13 protein-coding genes are annotated in these 15,539 nt (G+C 67.1%); 7 read left to right on the top strand and 6 right to left on the bottom strand.

The genetic code is table 11. The annotated features are described in order from the left end of the window. Positions 1-392: 392 nt before the first annotated feature. Both ACX9OT_RS10310 and ACX9OT_RS10305 read right to left on the bottom strand, forming a co-directional pair. On the bottom strand, positions 393-1,595 hold the full coding sequence (locus tag ACX9OT_RS10310; protein ID WP_459001953.1) for a lipase family protein: 1,203 nt from the start codon (positions 1,593-1,595) through the stop codon (positions 393-395). Positions 1,596-1,785: 190 nt separating this feature from the next. After that, positions 1,786-2,673, bottom strand: a complete 888-nt coding sequence (locus tag ACX9OT_RS10305) for an outer membrane protein assembly factor BamD (protein WP_029379759.1) — start codon at positions 2,671-2,673, stop codon at positions 1,786-1,788. A 113-nt stretch (positions 2,674-2,786) separates the two neighbouring features. On the opposite strand from ACX9OT_RS10305, the gene rluD reads away from it, so the two are divergent. From rluD to ACX9OT_RS10285, 4 genes are read left to right on the top strand one after another with little or no spacing between them, the layout of a single operon-like run. Beyond that, on the top strand, positions 2,787-3,776 hold the full coding sequence (gene rluD / locus ACX9OT_RS10300) for a 23S rRNA pseudouridine(1911/1915/1917) synthase RluD (RefSeq protein ID WP_080291790.1): 990 nt from the start codon (positions 2,787-2,789) through the stop codon (positions 3,774-3,776). Further along, positions 3,776-4,546, top strand: a complete 771-nt coding sequence (gene pgeF / locus ACX9OT_RS10295; RefSeq protein WP_459001950.1) for a peptidoglycan editing factor PgeF — start codon at positions 3,776-3,778, stop codon at positions 4,544-4,546. The genes rluD and pgeF overlap by 1 nt, the downstream gene beginning before the upstream one ends. Before the next feature lie 20 nt (positions 4,547-4,566). Next, on the top strand, positions 4,567-5,073 hold the full coding sequence (locus ACX9OT_RS10290) for a DUF4166 domain-containing protein (RefSeq protein WP_180845413.1): 507 nt from the start codon (positions 4,567-4,569) through the stop codon (positions 5,071-5,073). Next, a complete protein-coding gene (locus ACX9OT_RS10285) occupies positions 5,048-5,485 on the top strand; it encodes a thiol-disulfide oxidoreductase DCC family protein (protein ID WP_180845408.1) in 438 nt (145 codons plus the stop codon). Before ACX9OT_RS10290 ends, ACX9OT_RS10285 begins: the two co-directional genes overlap by 26 nt. 72 nt (positions 5,486-5,557) lie before the next feature. Here ACX9OT_RS10285 and otsA read toward each other — a convergent pair whose 3' ends face one another. From otsA to ACX9OT_RS10265, 4 genes are all read right to left on the bottom strand, one after another. Then, on the bottom strand, positions 5,558-6,922 hold the full coding sequence (otsA, locus tag ACX9OT_RS10280; RefSeq protein ID WP_459001948.1) for an alpha,alpha-trehalose-phosphate synthase (UDP-forming): 1,365 nt from the start codon (positions 6,920-6,922) through the stop codon (positions 5,558-5,560). Then, positions 6,919-8,700 (bottom strand): glycoside hydrolase family 15 protein, encoded by a 1,782-nt coding sequence (locus ACX9OT_RS10275; protein WP_459001946.1) that lies wholly within the window; start codon positions 8,698-8,700, stop codon positions 6,919-6,921. The genes otsA and ACX9OT_RS10275 overlap by 4 nt, the downstream gene beginning before the upstream one ends. Before the next feature lie 39 nt (positions 8,701-8,739). After that, a complete protein-coding gene (gene otsB, locus ACX9OT_RS10270) occupies positions 8,740-9,498 on the bottom strand; it encodes a trehalose-phosphatase (RefSeq protein ID WP_032128814.1) in 759 nt (252 codons plus the stop codon). A gap of 146 nt (positions 9,499-9,644) precedes the next feature. Next, positions 9,645-12,080, bottom strand: a complete 2,436-nt coding sequence (locus ACX9OT_RS10265) for a TonB-dependent receptor plug domain-containing protein (RefSeq protein ID WP_459001944.1) — start codon at positions 12,078-12,080, stop codon at positions 9,645-9,647. A 215-nt stretch (positions 12,081-12,295) separates the two neighbouring features. Here ACX9OT_RS10265 and ACX9OT_RS10260 point away from each other — a divergent pair, with 215 nt between their 5' ends. The 3 genes from ACX9OT_RS10260 to ACX9OT_RS10250 all read left to right on the top strand — a co-directional run bounded on the left by ACX9OT_RS10260 (position 12,296) and on the right by ACX9OT_RS10250 (position 15,523). Then, positions 12,296-12,778, top strand: coding sequence for a DUF3574 domain-containing protein (locus tag ACX9OT_RS10260; RefSeq protein WP_459001942.1), 483 nt, complete (start codon positions 12,296-12,298; stop codon positions 12,776-12,778). A 36-nt stretch (positions 12,779-12,814) separates the two neighbouring features. Further along, on the top strand, positions 12,815-13,672 hold the full coding sequence (locus tag ACX9OT_RS10255; protein ID WP_459001940.1) for an SH3 domain-containing protein: 858 nt from the start codon (positions 12,815-12,817) through the stop codon (positions 13,670-13,672). Between the two features lie 132 nt (positions 13,673-13,804). Continuing rightward, positions 13,805-15,523 (top strand): thiamine pyrophosphate-dependent enzyme, encoded by a 1,719-nt coding sequence (locus tag ACX9OT_RS10250; RefSeq protein WP_459001938.1) that lies wholly within the window; start codon positions 13,805-13,807, stop codon positions 15,521-15,523. Positions 15,524-15,539 lie beyond the last annotated feature (16 nt).

The raw sequence follows: 15,539 nt of genomic DNA, 5'->3' as shown, positions 1-15,539 counted from the left end.
GCTGGCCGGCAACCCCGCATACCGCGTATCCACGCATGACGTGGATCTACTGCGTTCGGTAGTGCCGGCCGCTGGCCGGCAACCCCGCATACCGCGTATCCACGCATGACGTGGATCTACTGCGTTCGGTAGTGCCGGCCGCTGGCCAGCAACCCCGCATACCGCGCATCCACGCATGGCGTGGCTCTACTCCGTCCGGTAGTGCCGGCTGCTGGCCGGCAACCCGTATACCGCGCATCCACGCATGGCGTGGATCTACTGCGTTCGGTAGTGCCGGCCGCTGGCCGGCAACCCGTATACCGCGCATCCACGCATGGCGTGGCTCTACTGCGTTCGGTAGTGCCGGCCGCTGCCGGCAACCCGTATACCGCGCCTCCACGCATGGCGTGGATCTACTGGGCGTCCTCAAGCAGCTGTTCGAGGCTGGCGGTTTCCGCAGCGTCGTTGAAGCGTCCGTCCCCCAGCCGTGCCCGCACAAACGCCAGGCCATCCACCGCTGCCGCATCCAGCGTGCCGCGGTGGTCGACCGGGTAACGCCGGAACGCGACCGGCTCGCCTCGCAGGGCCAGGCCTGCGGCATACAGCAGGGTGGTCAGATAGGGCACATCGCGGTCCTCGCTGCCGTGGCCCAGCATCAGCGGTTGGCTGAAGCCGCGGCGCGGTACGCCGAGATAGTCGTACAGCACCGCCCAGATGCCCGGCACGCTGGTCAGCGGTGCAGTGAACATGCTGCCGGTATCCGCACCGTCCAGCGTGGTGGCCAGTTCGCCCAGGCACTGCTCGCGTGCCACTGCCACGCGGGCGCGACCGGTGTCGCTGAGGACGCGGTCGATCTGTGGCGCAACCTGCAACAGACCGTCGAGCAGATACGCGTGATACGCGTTGAGCGCGCCAGGATTGGCGGTGCGGTTGTCCGGCTTCATCACCAGCGCGGTCAGCTCGACGGCGGTGGGCGTGCCGGTGGTGAAGCTGCCGCGGTAGTGCAGGGAAGGGCCACCATAGGTGGGCGCCAGATGCCCGGCTGTGAGGGCTGCAGCGCCACCCTGTGAATGACCAACCGAGACCCAGCGCGGCGACAGCGCTGCGTTGCCCAGGTACTGGCGGCTGGCCTTGACCAGGTCGATGGCATTGCGCGCGGCAGTGCGCACATGCAGATAGGCATGCTCGCCGGGGCTGCCGAGCCCCTGGTAGTCCGCGGCGACCACCGCATAGCCCTGGGCCAGGAACTGATCGAGGAAGCGCCCGTCGCGTTCGGGTTGGTAGGGGCCGGACACCGAGGGCGCGCAGCGATCGGCGATGCCCTGGGTGCCATGTGCCCAGGACACCACCGGCCAGCCGCCCGCTGGAGCCGCGCCGGCGGGCAGGTACAGCAGGCCGGTGCCTTCGGCCAGCTGGCCGCGAAGATCCGGGGTGCGGTAGTGGAGCTTGTAGGCCTGCGCAGCCTTGGACGGCACCCATGACGCGCGATAGGGGGCAGCAGACAGCAGATCGCCCGGTGCACCCGGTGCGGCAGCGAGGGGGCCCGAGGACAGCGCCAGCACGGCGGTGGCAAGGAGGCAGGCGAGGGGGCGGAAACGGCGGGGCGGTAGGGTCATGGGGCGCTCCTTCACGGCCGGGATGGCCGTTGCGCCGCAGTGTGGAGGGCGTCGCCGGAGCGGGATGCGACCGGCGTCGCATCCGCCGGGAATTCGTAGAATTCCTAGTGTCGTGGTCCATGGGCGTACGAACCATCCACGCATGGCGTGGATCTACCGACAAAGAAAAGGCCCCTTTCGGGGCCCTCTCTTACTTCTTTTCCAGTCGCGCGTTGCGCTGGCCGGTGCTGGCGGATTTCTCGCCGGCGAACGGGTTCAGCTTGCGGATCATCCACGGGTACTTCGGCCACTTGCCTTCCAGCCACGGGTGGTCCGGCTGGTTCAGCTGCAGGACGCGGCGGGCATCGTCGGCCAGGGTCTTGTTGCCCAGGTGGGTGTAGGAATCGGCCAGCACAGCCACGGCGTCGTACTGGAACGCGCTCTGCGGGTAGGTTTCCAGCAGGTAGTTGGCGCGGCCGGCGGCCGAGACCCAGGCGCCGCGGCGCATGTAGTACAGGGCGTTGTCCAGCTCATGCTGGGCGAACACGTCACGCAGCTCCAGCATGCGCTGGCGCGCATCGGCGGCGTAGCGGCTGTTGGGATAGCGGTCGACCACGATGTTGAAGTCCGAATACGCCTGGTGCGGCGTGGACAGGTCGCGACGGCTGGCATCCAGCGACCATACGCGGCGCAGGAAAACCGTACTGCGGTTGGAGTTGGCCAGGCCGCGCAGGTAGTACAGGTACGCGATGTTGCGATGGGTCGGGTAGGTACGGATGAAGCGGTCGATGCTGGACACCGCGTCATCGTGCTTGCCGGCCTTGTACTGGGCGTAGGCGGTCTCGATCATCGCCTGCTCGGTGTACGGACCGTACGGATACTGGGCCACCAGGCGGCGGAAGCTGGCTTCGGCGCCGCTCCAGTTGCCACCCTGCATCAGCTTGTGGCTCTTCTCGTACAACTGTTCGACCGGCGTCCCTTCATCGGGGCGATCGCCCTTCTTGGCACCACGGTGGCAGCCGGTGGCGGCGATGACCAGCACCAGCAGCAGGGCGGTGAGGCGGACGGGCGCGGAGAGCATGGCGGAGCGTCGGATCATGGGGTCGAGGCGGGACGCGGCTGGAATACGAAGGGTCGATGATAGCCTAGTGTCCTGTCCAGCGACTGAAACCGGCCGCCGGGACCCCAAAATTTCAAAGAATGCCCCCTGCCATGTCTGAACAACCCTCTGAATCGGCCCGCCAGGCCATCGTCCCCGACACTGCGGCCGGCCGTCGTTTCGACGCCGTGGTGGCCGAACTGTTCCCCGAATACTCGCGTTCGCGCCTGACCGAGTGGATCAAGGCCGGTGAGGTGCTGCTGGACGGCGCCCAGGTGCGCCCGCGCGATCCGCTGCGCGGCGGCGAGCTCGTGACCCTCAACGTGGTGCTCGAGACCCAGACCGACGCCCAGCCGGAGGACATCCCGCTGGACGTGCTGTTCGAGGACGAGCACCTGCTGGTGATCAACAAGCCGGTCGGCCTGGTGGTGCACCCGGGCGCGGGCAACCACAGCGGCACCCTGGTCAACGCCCTGCTGTTCCGCGACCCGTCGGTGGCGGTGCTGCCGCGCGCCGGCATCGTGCACCGCCTGGACAAGGACACCAGCGGCGTGATGGTGGTGGCCAAGACCCTGGAAGCGCAGACCGCACTGGTCGAGCAGCTGGCCGCGCGCGACGTGCACCGCCAGTACCTGGCCATCGTGATGGGTGCGCTGGTGGCCGGCGGTACCGCCGATGCCCCGATCGACCGCCACCCACGCGACCGCCTGAAGATGGCCGTGCGCGAGGACGGCAAGGAAGCGATCACCCATTACCGCCTGCGCGAGCGCTTCCGTGCGCACACTGCGCTGGAGTGCCGCCTGGAAACCGGCCGTACCCATCAGATCCGCGTGCACATGGCGCATGTGCGCCATCCGATCATCGGTGACCCGCTGTACGGCGGTGCGCTGAAGCTGCCCAAGGGCGCCAGCGATGAGCTGGTAGCCGCGCTGCGCGGCTTCAAGCGCCAGGCCCTGCACGCCGAGACCCTGGAGTTCACGCACCCGATCACCGGTGAGCCGGTGCGCAACACCGCGCCGGTGCCGGACGACATGCTGCACCTGATGAAGGTGCTGCGCGAAGACAGCGAAGCCTTCGCCGCACGCGAGCGGGACCGCTGGTGATGGCCGCCGCGTTGCCTTTGCTGCAGGCGGACTGGCCGGCGCCTCCGGGCGTCCATGCGCTGACCACGCGTCGGCACGGTGCGGGCATTTCGCCGGCGCCGTTCGCGCAGTTCAACCTGGGCAACCGGCACGCGGCCGATGGTGATACCCCGGCCAACGTGGAGCACAACCGCCAGCTGCTGCAGCAGGGGCTGGCGCTGCCCTCGGCACCGCACTGGCTGCGCCAGGTGCACAGCAGCACGGTGCTGCGCTTCACAACGCCGCCGGTGCCTGGCGCAAGCGAACCGGTGGCCGACGCTGCGGTGACCTCGGTGCCCGGCCTGGTGCTGGCGATCCTGACCGCCGACTGCCTGCCGGTGGTGTTCGCCGCTGCCGACGGTAGCGAGGTGGGCGCCGCTCACGCTGGATGGCGCGGGCTGGCCGACGGCATGCTGGAGGCCACCGTGGCCGCCATGCAGACCCCGCCCGCGCAGCTTCGCGCGTGGCTGGGCCCGGCGGCCGGGCCGGCCGACTACGAGATCGGCGAAGAGGTCTTCCACGCCTTCGTCGGCCATGATCCGGCGGCCGAGGCGGCGTTTGTGGCGACACGCCCGGGGCACTGGAAGGTGGACCTGTTCGCCCTGGCACGTCAGCGCCTGCAGGCGGCGGGCATGGACCCGGCGCAGGTGTATGGCGGCACGGTGTCGACGATGGCCGATCCTGACTTGTATTCGCACCGGCGCGACCGTCGCACCGGGCGCATGGCGACCCTGGCCTGGATCGCGCCCTGACCACGCCGCTGTTCGCGCGCGTGCTGGGGCCGGCCTTCGCCACCCTGGCCGCGCCGGTGCAGGCGCTGCATGCCGCACCGTTGCCTTGCCGCTACGTGGGGCAGGCGCGCATCGTGAGAGGGCGACACTGGCTGGTGCCGCTGCTGGCCGCGTTGGCGCGGTTGCCGAAGGACGGTGAAGCGCTGCCCACCGAAGTGGCGTTCAGCGCACACGGGCAGGGCGAGCAATGGGCGCGGCGGTTTGGCCGCTGGCCGATGGTGTCGCGGCTGTGGGCGCACGAGGGGCATCTGCGCGAGCAGTTGGGTGCGGCGCGCTTCGAGTTTGATCTGCAGGCCCGCGACGGTGGCATCGACTGGTCGGTGCGCCGGGTCTGGGCGTTCGGGCTGCTGCCGCTGCCGAGGCGCTGGTTTGGTGGCGTGCGTTGCCGCGAAGCCTGGCAGGGTGAGCGTTACACTTTCCTGGTCGATGTGACGCTGCCCTGGGCGGGAGCCCTGATTCGCTATGAAGGTTGGCTCGAACCGCAGTGAGGCCGCCGCCGAGGCGGGCAGCGCGGTGATCGTATTCGATGGCGTATGCGCGCTGTGCAACCGCTGGGTGCGCTTCCTGCTGCGTTTCGACCGCGCGGGGCGCTACCGCTTTGCGGCGATGCAGGGGCAGCAGGGCAGCGCGATGTTGCGCGCGCACGGGCTGGACCCGCAGGACCCGATGTCGTTCCTGCTGCTGGACGCGCAGGGTGCCTGGACCGATACCGATGCGATCCTCCGCGTGCTGACGGGGCTGGGCGGCGCCTGGCGCCTGACCGGCGTACTACGGGCAGTGCCGCGCGGCTGGCGTGATGCCGCGTACCGCGCGCTGGCGCGCAACCGCTACCGCTGGTTCGGACGGCACGACGCATGTCATCTGCCCGCACCGGAGCAGGCAGCGCGATTCCTGGATTGAAGGAAAAAGGGGACGGAGGGGATCAAGGCGTCTGTGCACAACTGCCTTGATCCCCTCCGTCCCCTTTTTTCCTCAACCTTCCAGCGCGTCCAGATAGCTGCGGCGCCAGTGATTGATGTCGTAGGTGCGCAGGTGATCCATCATCGCGTGCCAGCGTTCCTTGCGCCTGCTCAGTGACATCGTTGCTGCCGTGGCGATGGCGTCGGCCACGCCGTCCAGATCATGCGGGTTCACCAGCAGCGCCTGCTTGAGTTCGTCGGCGGCGCCGGCCAGCAGCGACAGCACCAGCACGCCGGGGTCTTCCGGGTCCTGCGACGCCACGTACTCCTTGGCTACCAGGTTCATGCCATCGCGCAGCGGCGTGACCAGGCCCACTGCCGCCGCCCGGTAGAAGCCGGTGAGGGTGGCGTGGGTGAAGTTCTGGTTGACGTAGCGCAGCGGCGTCCAGTCCGGTTCGGCGTGGCCACCGTTGATGTGGCCGGCGATCTGCTCCAGCTGGCTGCGCAGCTGCCGGTACTCGGTGACATCGCCGCGCGAGACTGGGGCGATCTGCAGGTAGGTCAGCGAGCCGCGCTGATCCGGATGGCGCTCCAGATAGCGCTCGAAGCCGAGGAAACGCTCGGGCAGGCCCTTGGAGTAGTCCAGGCGATCCACGCCGATCGCCAGCTGGCGATCGCGCAGACTGGCGCGCAGGTTCTTTACCGCGGTCTTGGTGGCGGCGGTGCCGGCCTGGCGTGCAATCAATTCGGTATCGATGCCGATCGGGAAAGCCGCCGCACGGAAGCGGCGCCCGCCTGGTGCTTCCAGCTCGCCGTTGTCGAGCACGCGACCACCACCGAACAGGCGCAGGTAGGTCTGGAAGCGATCTGCATCGCGCTGGGTCTGGAAGCCGACCAGGTCATAGGCGTACAGCGCGGAGAACAGCCGCAGGTGGTCGGGCATGGCCTGCAGCAGGTCGGCCGAGGGCATCGGGATATGCAGGAAGAAGCCGATGCGGCAGCCGATGCCACGCTCGCGCAGCAGTGCGCCGAGCGGGATGAGGTGGTAATCGTGGATCCAGACGATGTCGTCCTCGCGCAGCAGCGGCGCCAGTTTGTCAGCGAACAGCGCGTTGACCTTGTGGTAGGTCTCGCGGGTGCCCCGGTCGTAGTCGACCAGATCCAGGCGGAAGTGCAGCAACGGCCAGAGGGTGCGATTGGCGAAGCCGTTGTAGTAGCCGTCCACCTCGCGCTTGCTCAGGTCCATGGTGACGTAGTCGATGTCACCGTCTTTCTGCCGGTGCAGCGTGCCGCTGCCTTCCTTCACCGTCTTGCCACTCCAGCCGAACCACAGGCCGCCGCGTTCCTTCAGGGCAGCCAGCAGGCCGACCGCCAGGCCGCCGGCGCGGTTCTCGCCGGGCACGGCCACACGGTTTGAGACCACGACCAGACGACTCACGATGCCTCCTGCCAGGACCGCGACAGGCGCATTGCGGCGGTGATCAGGCCGACGTGCGAATAGGTCTGCGGGAAATTGCCCCAGGCCTCGCCGCTGTCGAAGGCCAGATCCTCCGACAGCAGGCCCAGGTGGTTCCGCTGCTTCAGCAGCAGCTCGAACATCCCGCGTGCTTCATCCATGCGCCCGATCGCGGCCAGCGCGTCGATGTACCAGAAGGTGCAGATGGTGAAGCTGGTTTCCGGCTCACCGAAGTCATCCGGCGCGACATAGCGGTACAGCGAATTGCCATGCTTGAGGTCGCGGCCGATGGCATCGACGGTGGCGATGAAGCGGGCGTCCAGCGCGTCGATGAAGCCGATGTCGGCCAGCAGCAGCAACGAGGCATCCAGCCGATGGCCACCAAAGGTGTCGGTGAAGTGGCCCAGCTCCTCGCTCCAGGACTCGGCCATGATGCGCGCATGGATGGTGTCGGCACGCTCGCGCCAGTAATGAGCGCGGTCATCGCGCTTCAGGCGCACGGCGATCTTGCACAGGCGATCGCACGCTGCCCAGCACATCGCGCTGGTGTAGGTGTGCACTTCGGTGCGGCCGCGGAACTCCCACAGGCCGGCATCAGGCACGTCGTGCAGGGCGAACGCCTGTTCACCCAAGGGTTCCAGGCGGGCGAAGGTGTGCGCATCGCCCGGGTCCTGCAGGCGGCGGTCGAAGAACAACTGCGTGGACGCCAGCACCACGCTGCCGTAGACATCGTGCTGGCGCTGCACCCAGGCCAGGTTGCCACGCCGCACCGGGCCCATGCCGCGGTAGCCGGACAGGCTGGGTACTTCGTCCTCGTCCAGCTTGGCCTCGAAGCCGATGCCATACAGCGGCTGCAACGTGCCATCGGTGGTGGCCAGGTTGAAGATATAGCCGAGGAACTGTTCCATCGTGCGCGTGGCGCCGAGGCGGTTCAGTGCGCGCACCACGAACGCGGCATCACGCAGCCAGCAGTAACGGTAGTCCCAGTTGCGCACGCTGCCGGGCGCTTCCGGAATGGAGGTGGTCATCGCCGCGATGATCGCGCCGCTGTCCTCGTACTGGCACAGCTTCAGGGTGATCGCACTGCGGATCACCGCGTCCTGCCATTCCAGTGGAATGGACAGGTAGCGCACCCATTCGCGCCAGTAGTCGCGGGTGCGCTGGAAGGCTTCCTGCACATAGCCACTGATCGAGCGGTTGAGCGATTCATCCACGCCCAGGATCAGGTGGATGGGATGGTTGAGCACGAACGGCAGGCCATCGCGGATGAAGCGCACCGGCACGTCGGTGGTCAGCCGCAGCACGTGTTCGGGCAGGATCCAGCGCACGTGGTTGCTGCCCCAGGTGGACTCGGGCACGCGTGCGCCCCAGTCGGCCAGTGGCCGTGCGTGCACGGTGATGCGTGGGCTGCCGGCCAGTGGTCGTACCTGCCGGATCAGGCTGACCGGTCGGTAGAAACGGTCGTTCTGGCGCCAGCGCGGGGCGAAATCAAGGATTTCCAGTTCACCACCGTGCGCGTCGCGCAGCACGGTACGCAGGATCGCGGTGTTGGTCAGGTATTCCTGCTCGCTGCTCGCGAAGTCCTCCAGCTCGATGGCGAAGTCGCCACCGGTCTGCTGGTTGGGGCCGAGCAGGGCACAGAAGGTGGGGTCGCCGTCGAAGGTGGGCAGGCAGCTCCAGACAACGCGGGCACGTTTGTCGACCAGGGCGCCGAAGCTGCCGTTGCCGACCACGCCCAGATCAAGATCGGGTTGGGTCATCACGCGGTACATCTCGGTTGCGGCCGTGGGGTGGCCGGGTCAATAGGCATTCTCACGCAGCCAGGCGTGCACGCTGCGTATGTCGGGCAGCGCGAACACGGCTTTGCTGGGTTCCCGTTCGCCTACCAGTACGCTCCAGCCATGCTGGCCATTGGCGGCGTCGAAGCCGAACTCATCGGTCAGGTCATCGCCGAGGAACACCGGCAGGCGGCCGCGGAACGGCAGGTACTGCATCATCCGGCGCACGGCACGGCCCTTGTCGGTGCCGACCGGAACGAATTCGACCACATGGTCACCGGGCTGCAGGCGATAGCTGGCACGGCCACGCACATGGCGGTCGGCAAAGGCGCGCACATCACTTGCCGCGTGCGGCGCACCGCGCCAATGCAGCGCCAGGCCGACGCCCTTGTCTTCCACCAGTACGCCGGGATGGCCGTGGGCAAAGCGCATCGCCTGCTGGTGCAGCGCATGCAGCCACTCGGCGGTGTCGTCGTCGTGTTCGTCGCGCAGGACGCGACCGTCTTCGCCGCGCAGTTCGTGGCCATGCAGGCCGGCGGCGGGCAATTTCAGGGGAGCGAACAGTTGATCCAGCTGCTCAAGCGGGCGACCACTGACCAGTGCCACGGCACCTTCCAGGCGGTCGCTGATGCGGCCGATGGCTTCACGCACATCCGGCAGCAACTGCACGGCATCCGGGCGTGCAGCGAATTCGATCAGGGTGCCGTCGACATCGAGGAACAACGCGCAGGCGTCATCCAGCAATGGCGGTGGCGGACGCAGGGGGAGCGGTTCAGCCATGATGCCCAGCTTGCCAGCGCGGGCGTGTACGTGGGGTCGAGGGCAGGCTACGGATTGGGTAGTGCCGGCCGCTGGCCGGCAACGTCATGGTCCCTGGATGCACCCTGAGGTTGCCGGCCAGCGGCCGGCACTACCGGACTGATGAATCAGAACGTATAGCGGACGCGGCCGTAGTAGTACGCGCCGTTGCTGCCGATCGGCGACAGCACGTCGTACGGCAGGTTGCCGAAGTAGTGGATATCGCTGTTGGATCGATCCGGGTAGTTGTCGGTCAGGTTCTGGCCGCCGATGGCCACGCTCCATTGCGGGGTGATGCGGTACTCCACTTCCGCATCCAGCTGCCATTCGGCCTGGTAGGTCTGGCGCGGGATGTAGCCATCACCGAAGTTGAACACGCGGGTGGCGCTGCCATAGCGGTTCACGCGGGTGCTCAGCGACCAGTGGTCGTTGCTCCATGCGGCCGAGAAACTGCCACGCGTACGCGGCGTAGCATCGGTGAGCGTGTTGGTTTCTTCGATGCCGAACAGCACGTAGTCCGGGTTCAGTGCACGCAGCTGCGCCGGCGTGGCCAGCACGTTCTTCAGCGTGGTCTTGGTGTACGCATAGGTGCCGGTCAGCAGCAGCTGGCCATCGCCCAGCGACTGGCGCCAGTTGGTGACAAGCTCGGCGCCGCGGGTGCGGGTATCGGCGGCGTTGACGAAGAAGCTGGCGCTCTGCAGGCCGCTGACGCCGTAGTTGGCGGCGACGTAGTCGGTCAGCGCATCACCGGTGATGCTCTCCGACAGCGCGATGCGGTCGTCGATGTCGATCTGGAAGAAGTCCAGCGACAGGTCGAAGTGCTCGCCGATGCGGCTGGTGAAGCCCAGCGAGGTATTGATCGACTTTTCCGGCTTCAGGTTCTGCGCACCCAGGCCGCGTGCGATCGGATTGTTGACCGACAGCAGGCGGCCCTGCACCAGCTGGCCGCCAGCGTTGTAGCCGGTGGAAGTGGATTCGTAGCCGATCTGTGCCAGCGACGGCGCACGGAAGTTGTTGGAGATCGCGCCGCGCAGCGCGAACGCCGGGGTGAATTCATAGCGCAGGCCGAGCTTGCCGGTCAGTTCACCGCCGAAGTCGTCGTTGTGCTCGTAGCGTGCGGCCAGATCGGTGGAGAACTTCTCGCCGAACTGGCTGGACAGGCTGGCGTAGGCACTGGCCACGTCGCGCGACAGGCGCGCCGCATCCTGCGGGGTCAGGCCGCCACCGGCCTGCGAGCCGGTCGGGCGATCGGTGTAGGGGCCGGCGGCATAGCTGGCCGGGTCACCGGGGCGGGTCTGGTAGCGCTCGTGGCGCGCTTCCACGCCCAGGCCCAGGGTGTGGCTGATGCTGTCGCTCTGGGTGAACACACGACTCAGATCGAGGTTGCCCACGGTCTGTGCGTATTCGTAGTCGGCGGTCTTGAAGCGGGTCGGGCTGGTCGGGCCCAACGACGCGTTGAGCGAATCGCGCAGGCGGTAGGTGAAGTCGTTCTGGCCGTAATCCAGGCTGCCGTCGTAGCTCCATTCACCCCACTGGCCGCGCACGCCGGCCACGGCCTGCACGTCGCGGTTCTCGCCTTCGGAGACCGGCCGGTAACCGTTCGGATAGACCTGCTTCCAGTTGGCATCGCCATCGGGGTAGCGGAAGTAGTTCGCGCCTTCGGTATCACGCTGGTTGAAGGTGCCGAACGCGTAGAACGTCGACGTCTGGCCCACCGGGATCTCAGTGTTCAGCCACAGGTTGATGTCCTTGCTCTTGCCATCGCCCAGCACGTAGTTGCGCTTGCCCTGCAGCGCCAGGTTGTCCGGCGTCTGGTCCCACGGCGGAATCTGGTCGAAGCCGGCGCGGTTGGTGCCGTTGCGGTGCTTGTACTCCAGGCCGACACGCAGGAAGCCGCCGTCCTCACCCAGCGAGGTGCCGACCTTGGCGCTGAAGTTGCCGGTCTGGCCGTCGGTGAGGGTACGGCCGATCGGCTTGAGGTCGGTGTGGTTGGCACCGTAGCTGGCCTCGATCTCGCCGCCGTCACCGCCGTTGTCGAGGATCACGTTGATCACGCCGGCCACCGCATCGGAGCCGTACAGCGCACCGGCGCCGTCGCGCAGCACTTCGATGCGCTTGATCGCGCTGACCGGGATCGAATTGAAGTCGACCGGCGTGGTGCCCTTGCCGATCTTGCCGTCGGTGTTCACCAGCGCGGTGTGGTGGCGGCGCTTGCCATTGACCAGCACCAGCACCTGGTCCGGCGACAGGCCACGCAGCTGTGCGGCGCGCACGTGGTCGGCGCCGCCGGAGTTGGACTGGCGCGGGAAGTTGAACGACGGCAGCAGGGCCTGCAGCGCACTGCCCAGCTCACCGTTGACCACGCCGGCCTTGCGGATGTCCTCGGCGGTGAGCACATCCACCGGCGAGGTGGATTCGAGCACGGTGCGGTCGGCGGCACGGGTGCCGGTGACGATCACGGTGTCGAGGTTGGTAGCGTCCTGGGCCAGAGCCGGGACGGCGGTGGAGGAAAGCGCGAGGGCGATGGCGAGGCCGAGCGGCGACGCGGGCAGGCGGATGGACATGGGGGCTCCAGCAACAACAACGACGGGGGAAGGGGGAGATGGCTTCACTTACATCCATCCGGATGAAGCGATATATTATCTTCGCGTGATGGCCGGTGCCGATGCAAGTCCCTGCCGGTCCGGCATGAGTTGATGCCTCGTTGGCATCAGCACGCCGGACCGGTGGCGCTGTACGCTGCCGGCTCGCCTTGTCCCCCTTCCCCGGAGCTGTACCGATGAAACGCCTTGGCCTCGTCTTCGCCGTGCTGCTGGCCACCAGTGGCTGCGCCAGCCTGTCCTCTCAGGCGCCCAGCGCCTATGCCACGGCCACCACCGCCGAACTGAAGGGTGATGCCGCACGCCCGTCCGCCGGCCACGGCTGGGTGCGCAGCGAGCTGTACTTCGGCGTGGGTGAAGAGCAGGGCGCTGGCAATCGCCCGCAGGCCGACACCATCAGCGATGCGCAGTGGCGCACTTTCCTGGACAAGGAAGTGACCCCGCGCTTCCCGGATGGCCTGACCGTGTTCGATGCCTATGGCCAATGGCTGTTCCACGGTGATGCCGCGCCCAACCGCCTGCGCACCAAGGTGCTGGTGGTGCTGCACGAGGACACCCCGCAGCGCCGTGCCGATATCGAAGCCATCCGCCTGGCGTGGAAGCAGCAGACCAAGCATCAATCGGTGCTGTGGTCGCGGCAGGCGGTCGAGGTATCGTTCTGAGTTGAAGGTGCCGCCGCGGTGCCGCAGGGAGCAATGATGAACTACAGGGAATGCTTGCTGGGCCTGGTATTGGCAGGTGTGCTGGCACCGACGGCGCAGGCGCGTGGGGACGATAGCGAAACGCTACGCTTCCAGGTGGCCGCGCATGTGCAGGCGCATGCCGATCCCCAGCAGGACGGCAGCATCGCAGTGCAGCTGTCACCGTCAGGCAAGCGCCAGACGCTGGCGGGTGCGGCGGATGCCGATGGCAATTCGCGCTGGTCGCTGGAAGACGTCGATTTCGATGGATACCCGGAACTGGTCGCGCGTGCATCGATGGGCATGGTCAACGAGGCGGTGGCGGTGTACCGCTTCGACCCGGCCAGTGCCGGGTTCCGCGCGCTGCAGGCCGACACCCACGGCAAGGACAGTTGCGGTGACCTGATGGGGTTGAGCGTGGATGCTGCCACTCGAACCCTGACCAGCAGCTGCCGCAGTGGCCCGATGTGGTACGCCGACCAGTACCGGTTTGCAGGTGCGAAGCTCTACCTCTACCGCAGCGAGAGCGTGCTGATGCTGGGCGACACGGTGAACGCCGCGTTGCAATGGGAACAGACCGACGAGCAGGGTCCGCTGGCGGTCTGGCGCACCTATGATCCCGCCGGTCGTGTGCTGGAGACCGCCATCGCCGATGGCCTGGGCGCACCGCCGGATGGGCCGCTGCGTGGCCAGCAGGCCACCGTGGTGCCAGCGCGCCTGTTCCTGTACGACCGACCCGGTGCATCCAGCACCAAGCGTTATCTGGTGCAGGGCGACCGTGTGGAAATGCTGGATGAACAGGATGGCTGGATGAAGCTGCGCTACCGCAATCCGAAGCTGGGCGCGGTGGAAGGTTGGATCAACGTCAACGATTGAAGAAAAAAGGGGACGGAGGGAATTAAGTCGTTTGTGCCGTTAACGACTTAATTCCCTCCGTCCCCTTTTTTTGCGGAAGCATCACTTCATCAGGTCTAGCCTCGGGTGTTCCCCCGTTCGAGGATGTATCCGATGAGCAAGCGCGTGGCCGAAATCGTGGTGGACGCCCTGCAGCAGGCCGGTGTCCGCCGTTGCTACGGCATCGTGGGCGATACGCTCAACCATGTGACCGATGCGATGCATGGCAGCGAGATCGCCTGGGTGCACGTACGGCATGAGGAAGTGGCCGCATTCGCCGCAGGCGCGGATTCGCTGGTCAGCGGCCAGTTGACTGCGTGTGCTGGCTCCTGCGGCCCGGGAGGTCTGCATTTCATCAATGGCATCTTCGAGAGCAATCGCAACCGCGCGCCGATGGTGTTGATCGCCAGCCAGATCGTCACCAGCGAGCTGGGCATGGAGTTCCCGCAGGAAGTGGACTTCAAGGCGGTGTATGGCAGCTGCACGGTGTTCTGCGAGCAGGTGCACAGTGCCGAACAGGCACGACGCGTGGTGGCGCTGGCCTGCCAGGCCGCGATCAGCCGTCGCGGCGTCGCCGTAGTGATCCTGCCGGCTGACATCAGCGAGGCCGAGGTGAAGCACGATGTGCCGTTCTCGGTGCACTACACCCAGCCGGTGCTGCGTCCCTCCGACGCGGAACTGCATCGTATCGCCGAGTTGTTGGGGCAGGGCAAGCGCATTGGTGTCTACGCTGGTGCCGGTTGCCAGGGCGCGCACGCGCAACTGCTGGAACTGGCCCGGCGCCTGCAGGCGCCGGTGGCGCACACCTCGCGCGCCAAGGATTTCGTCGAGCCGGACAACCCGTACAACATGGGCATGACCGGCATCTTCGGCATCGAATCCGGCTTCCACACGCTGATGGAATGCGACACGCTGCTGCTGCTCGGCGCTGATTTCGCCTGGGGCCAGTTCTATCCGGACAAGGCCACGATCATCCAGGTCGACCGCGATGGCAGCCACCTCGGCCGCCGCCATCCGGTGAACCTTGGCGTGGTCGGTGATATCGCGCCGACGCTGGACGCCTTGCTGTCGATGCTGCCGCCGCGCGAGGACAGCAGTTTCCTGGACGAGTGCATCGAGCGCCGTGACAAGGCACTGAAGAAGCGCGAGAAGGAAGAGCAGCCCGGTGAGGGCGAGTTGATCCATCCGCAGCACCTGACCGCGCTGCTGTCGAAATATGCCACCGATGATGCGCTGTTCACTGCCGACGGTGGCTCGCCGATGGTGTGGGTGCTGCGCCATATCCGCGTCAACGGACGCCGCCGCACGCTGACCAGCCTGCTTCACGGCACGATGGCCAATGCGATGCCACAGGCACTGGGCCTGCAGAAGGCGTTCCCGGGTCGGCAGGTGATCTCGCTGTCCGGCGATGGTGGCCTGGCGATGCTGTTGGGCGATCTTCTGACGGCCGTGCAGGAAGACCTGCCGATCAAGGTGGTGGTGTTCAACAACGGCTCGTTGAATTTCGTCGAGCTGGAGCAGAAGGTGGAAGGCCTGCTGGACAACTACACCGACCTGAAGAACCCGGACTTCGGCCGCCTGGCCGAGGTGATCGGCTTCCACGGCCGCACGGTGACCCGCAGCGAGGATCTGGAGGAGGCAGTGCAGGACTTCCTGGCGCAGCGCGGCCCGGCGCTGCTGGACGTGCACACCAGCCGCGCCGAGCTGGTGATGCCGCCGCAGATCGAGGCCAAGCAGGTGGCCGGTACCGCGCTGTATGCGGCCAAGGCGGTGTTGAACGGCCGCTTCGACGACGTGAAGCATCTGCTGGTGGACAACTTCCTGAAGAAGTAGGGGGGTGGTTGATGCA

Source organism: Stenotrophomonas genospecies 3, assembly GCF_054473855.1.
This window is presented reverse-complemented; position numbering and strand designations above follow the sequence as displayed.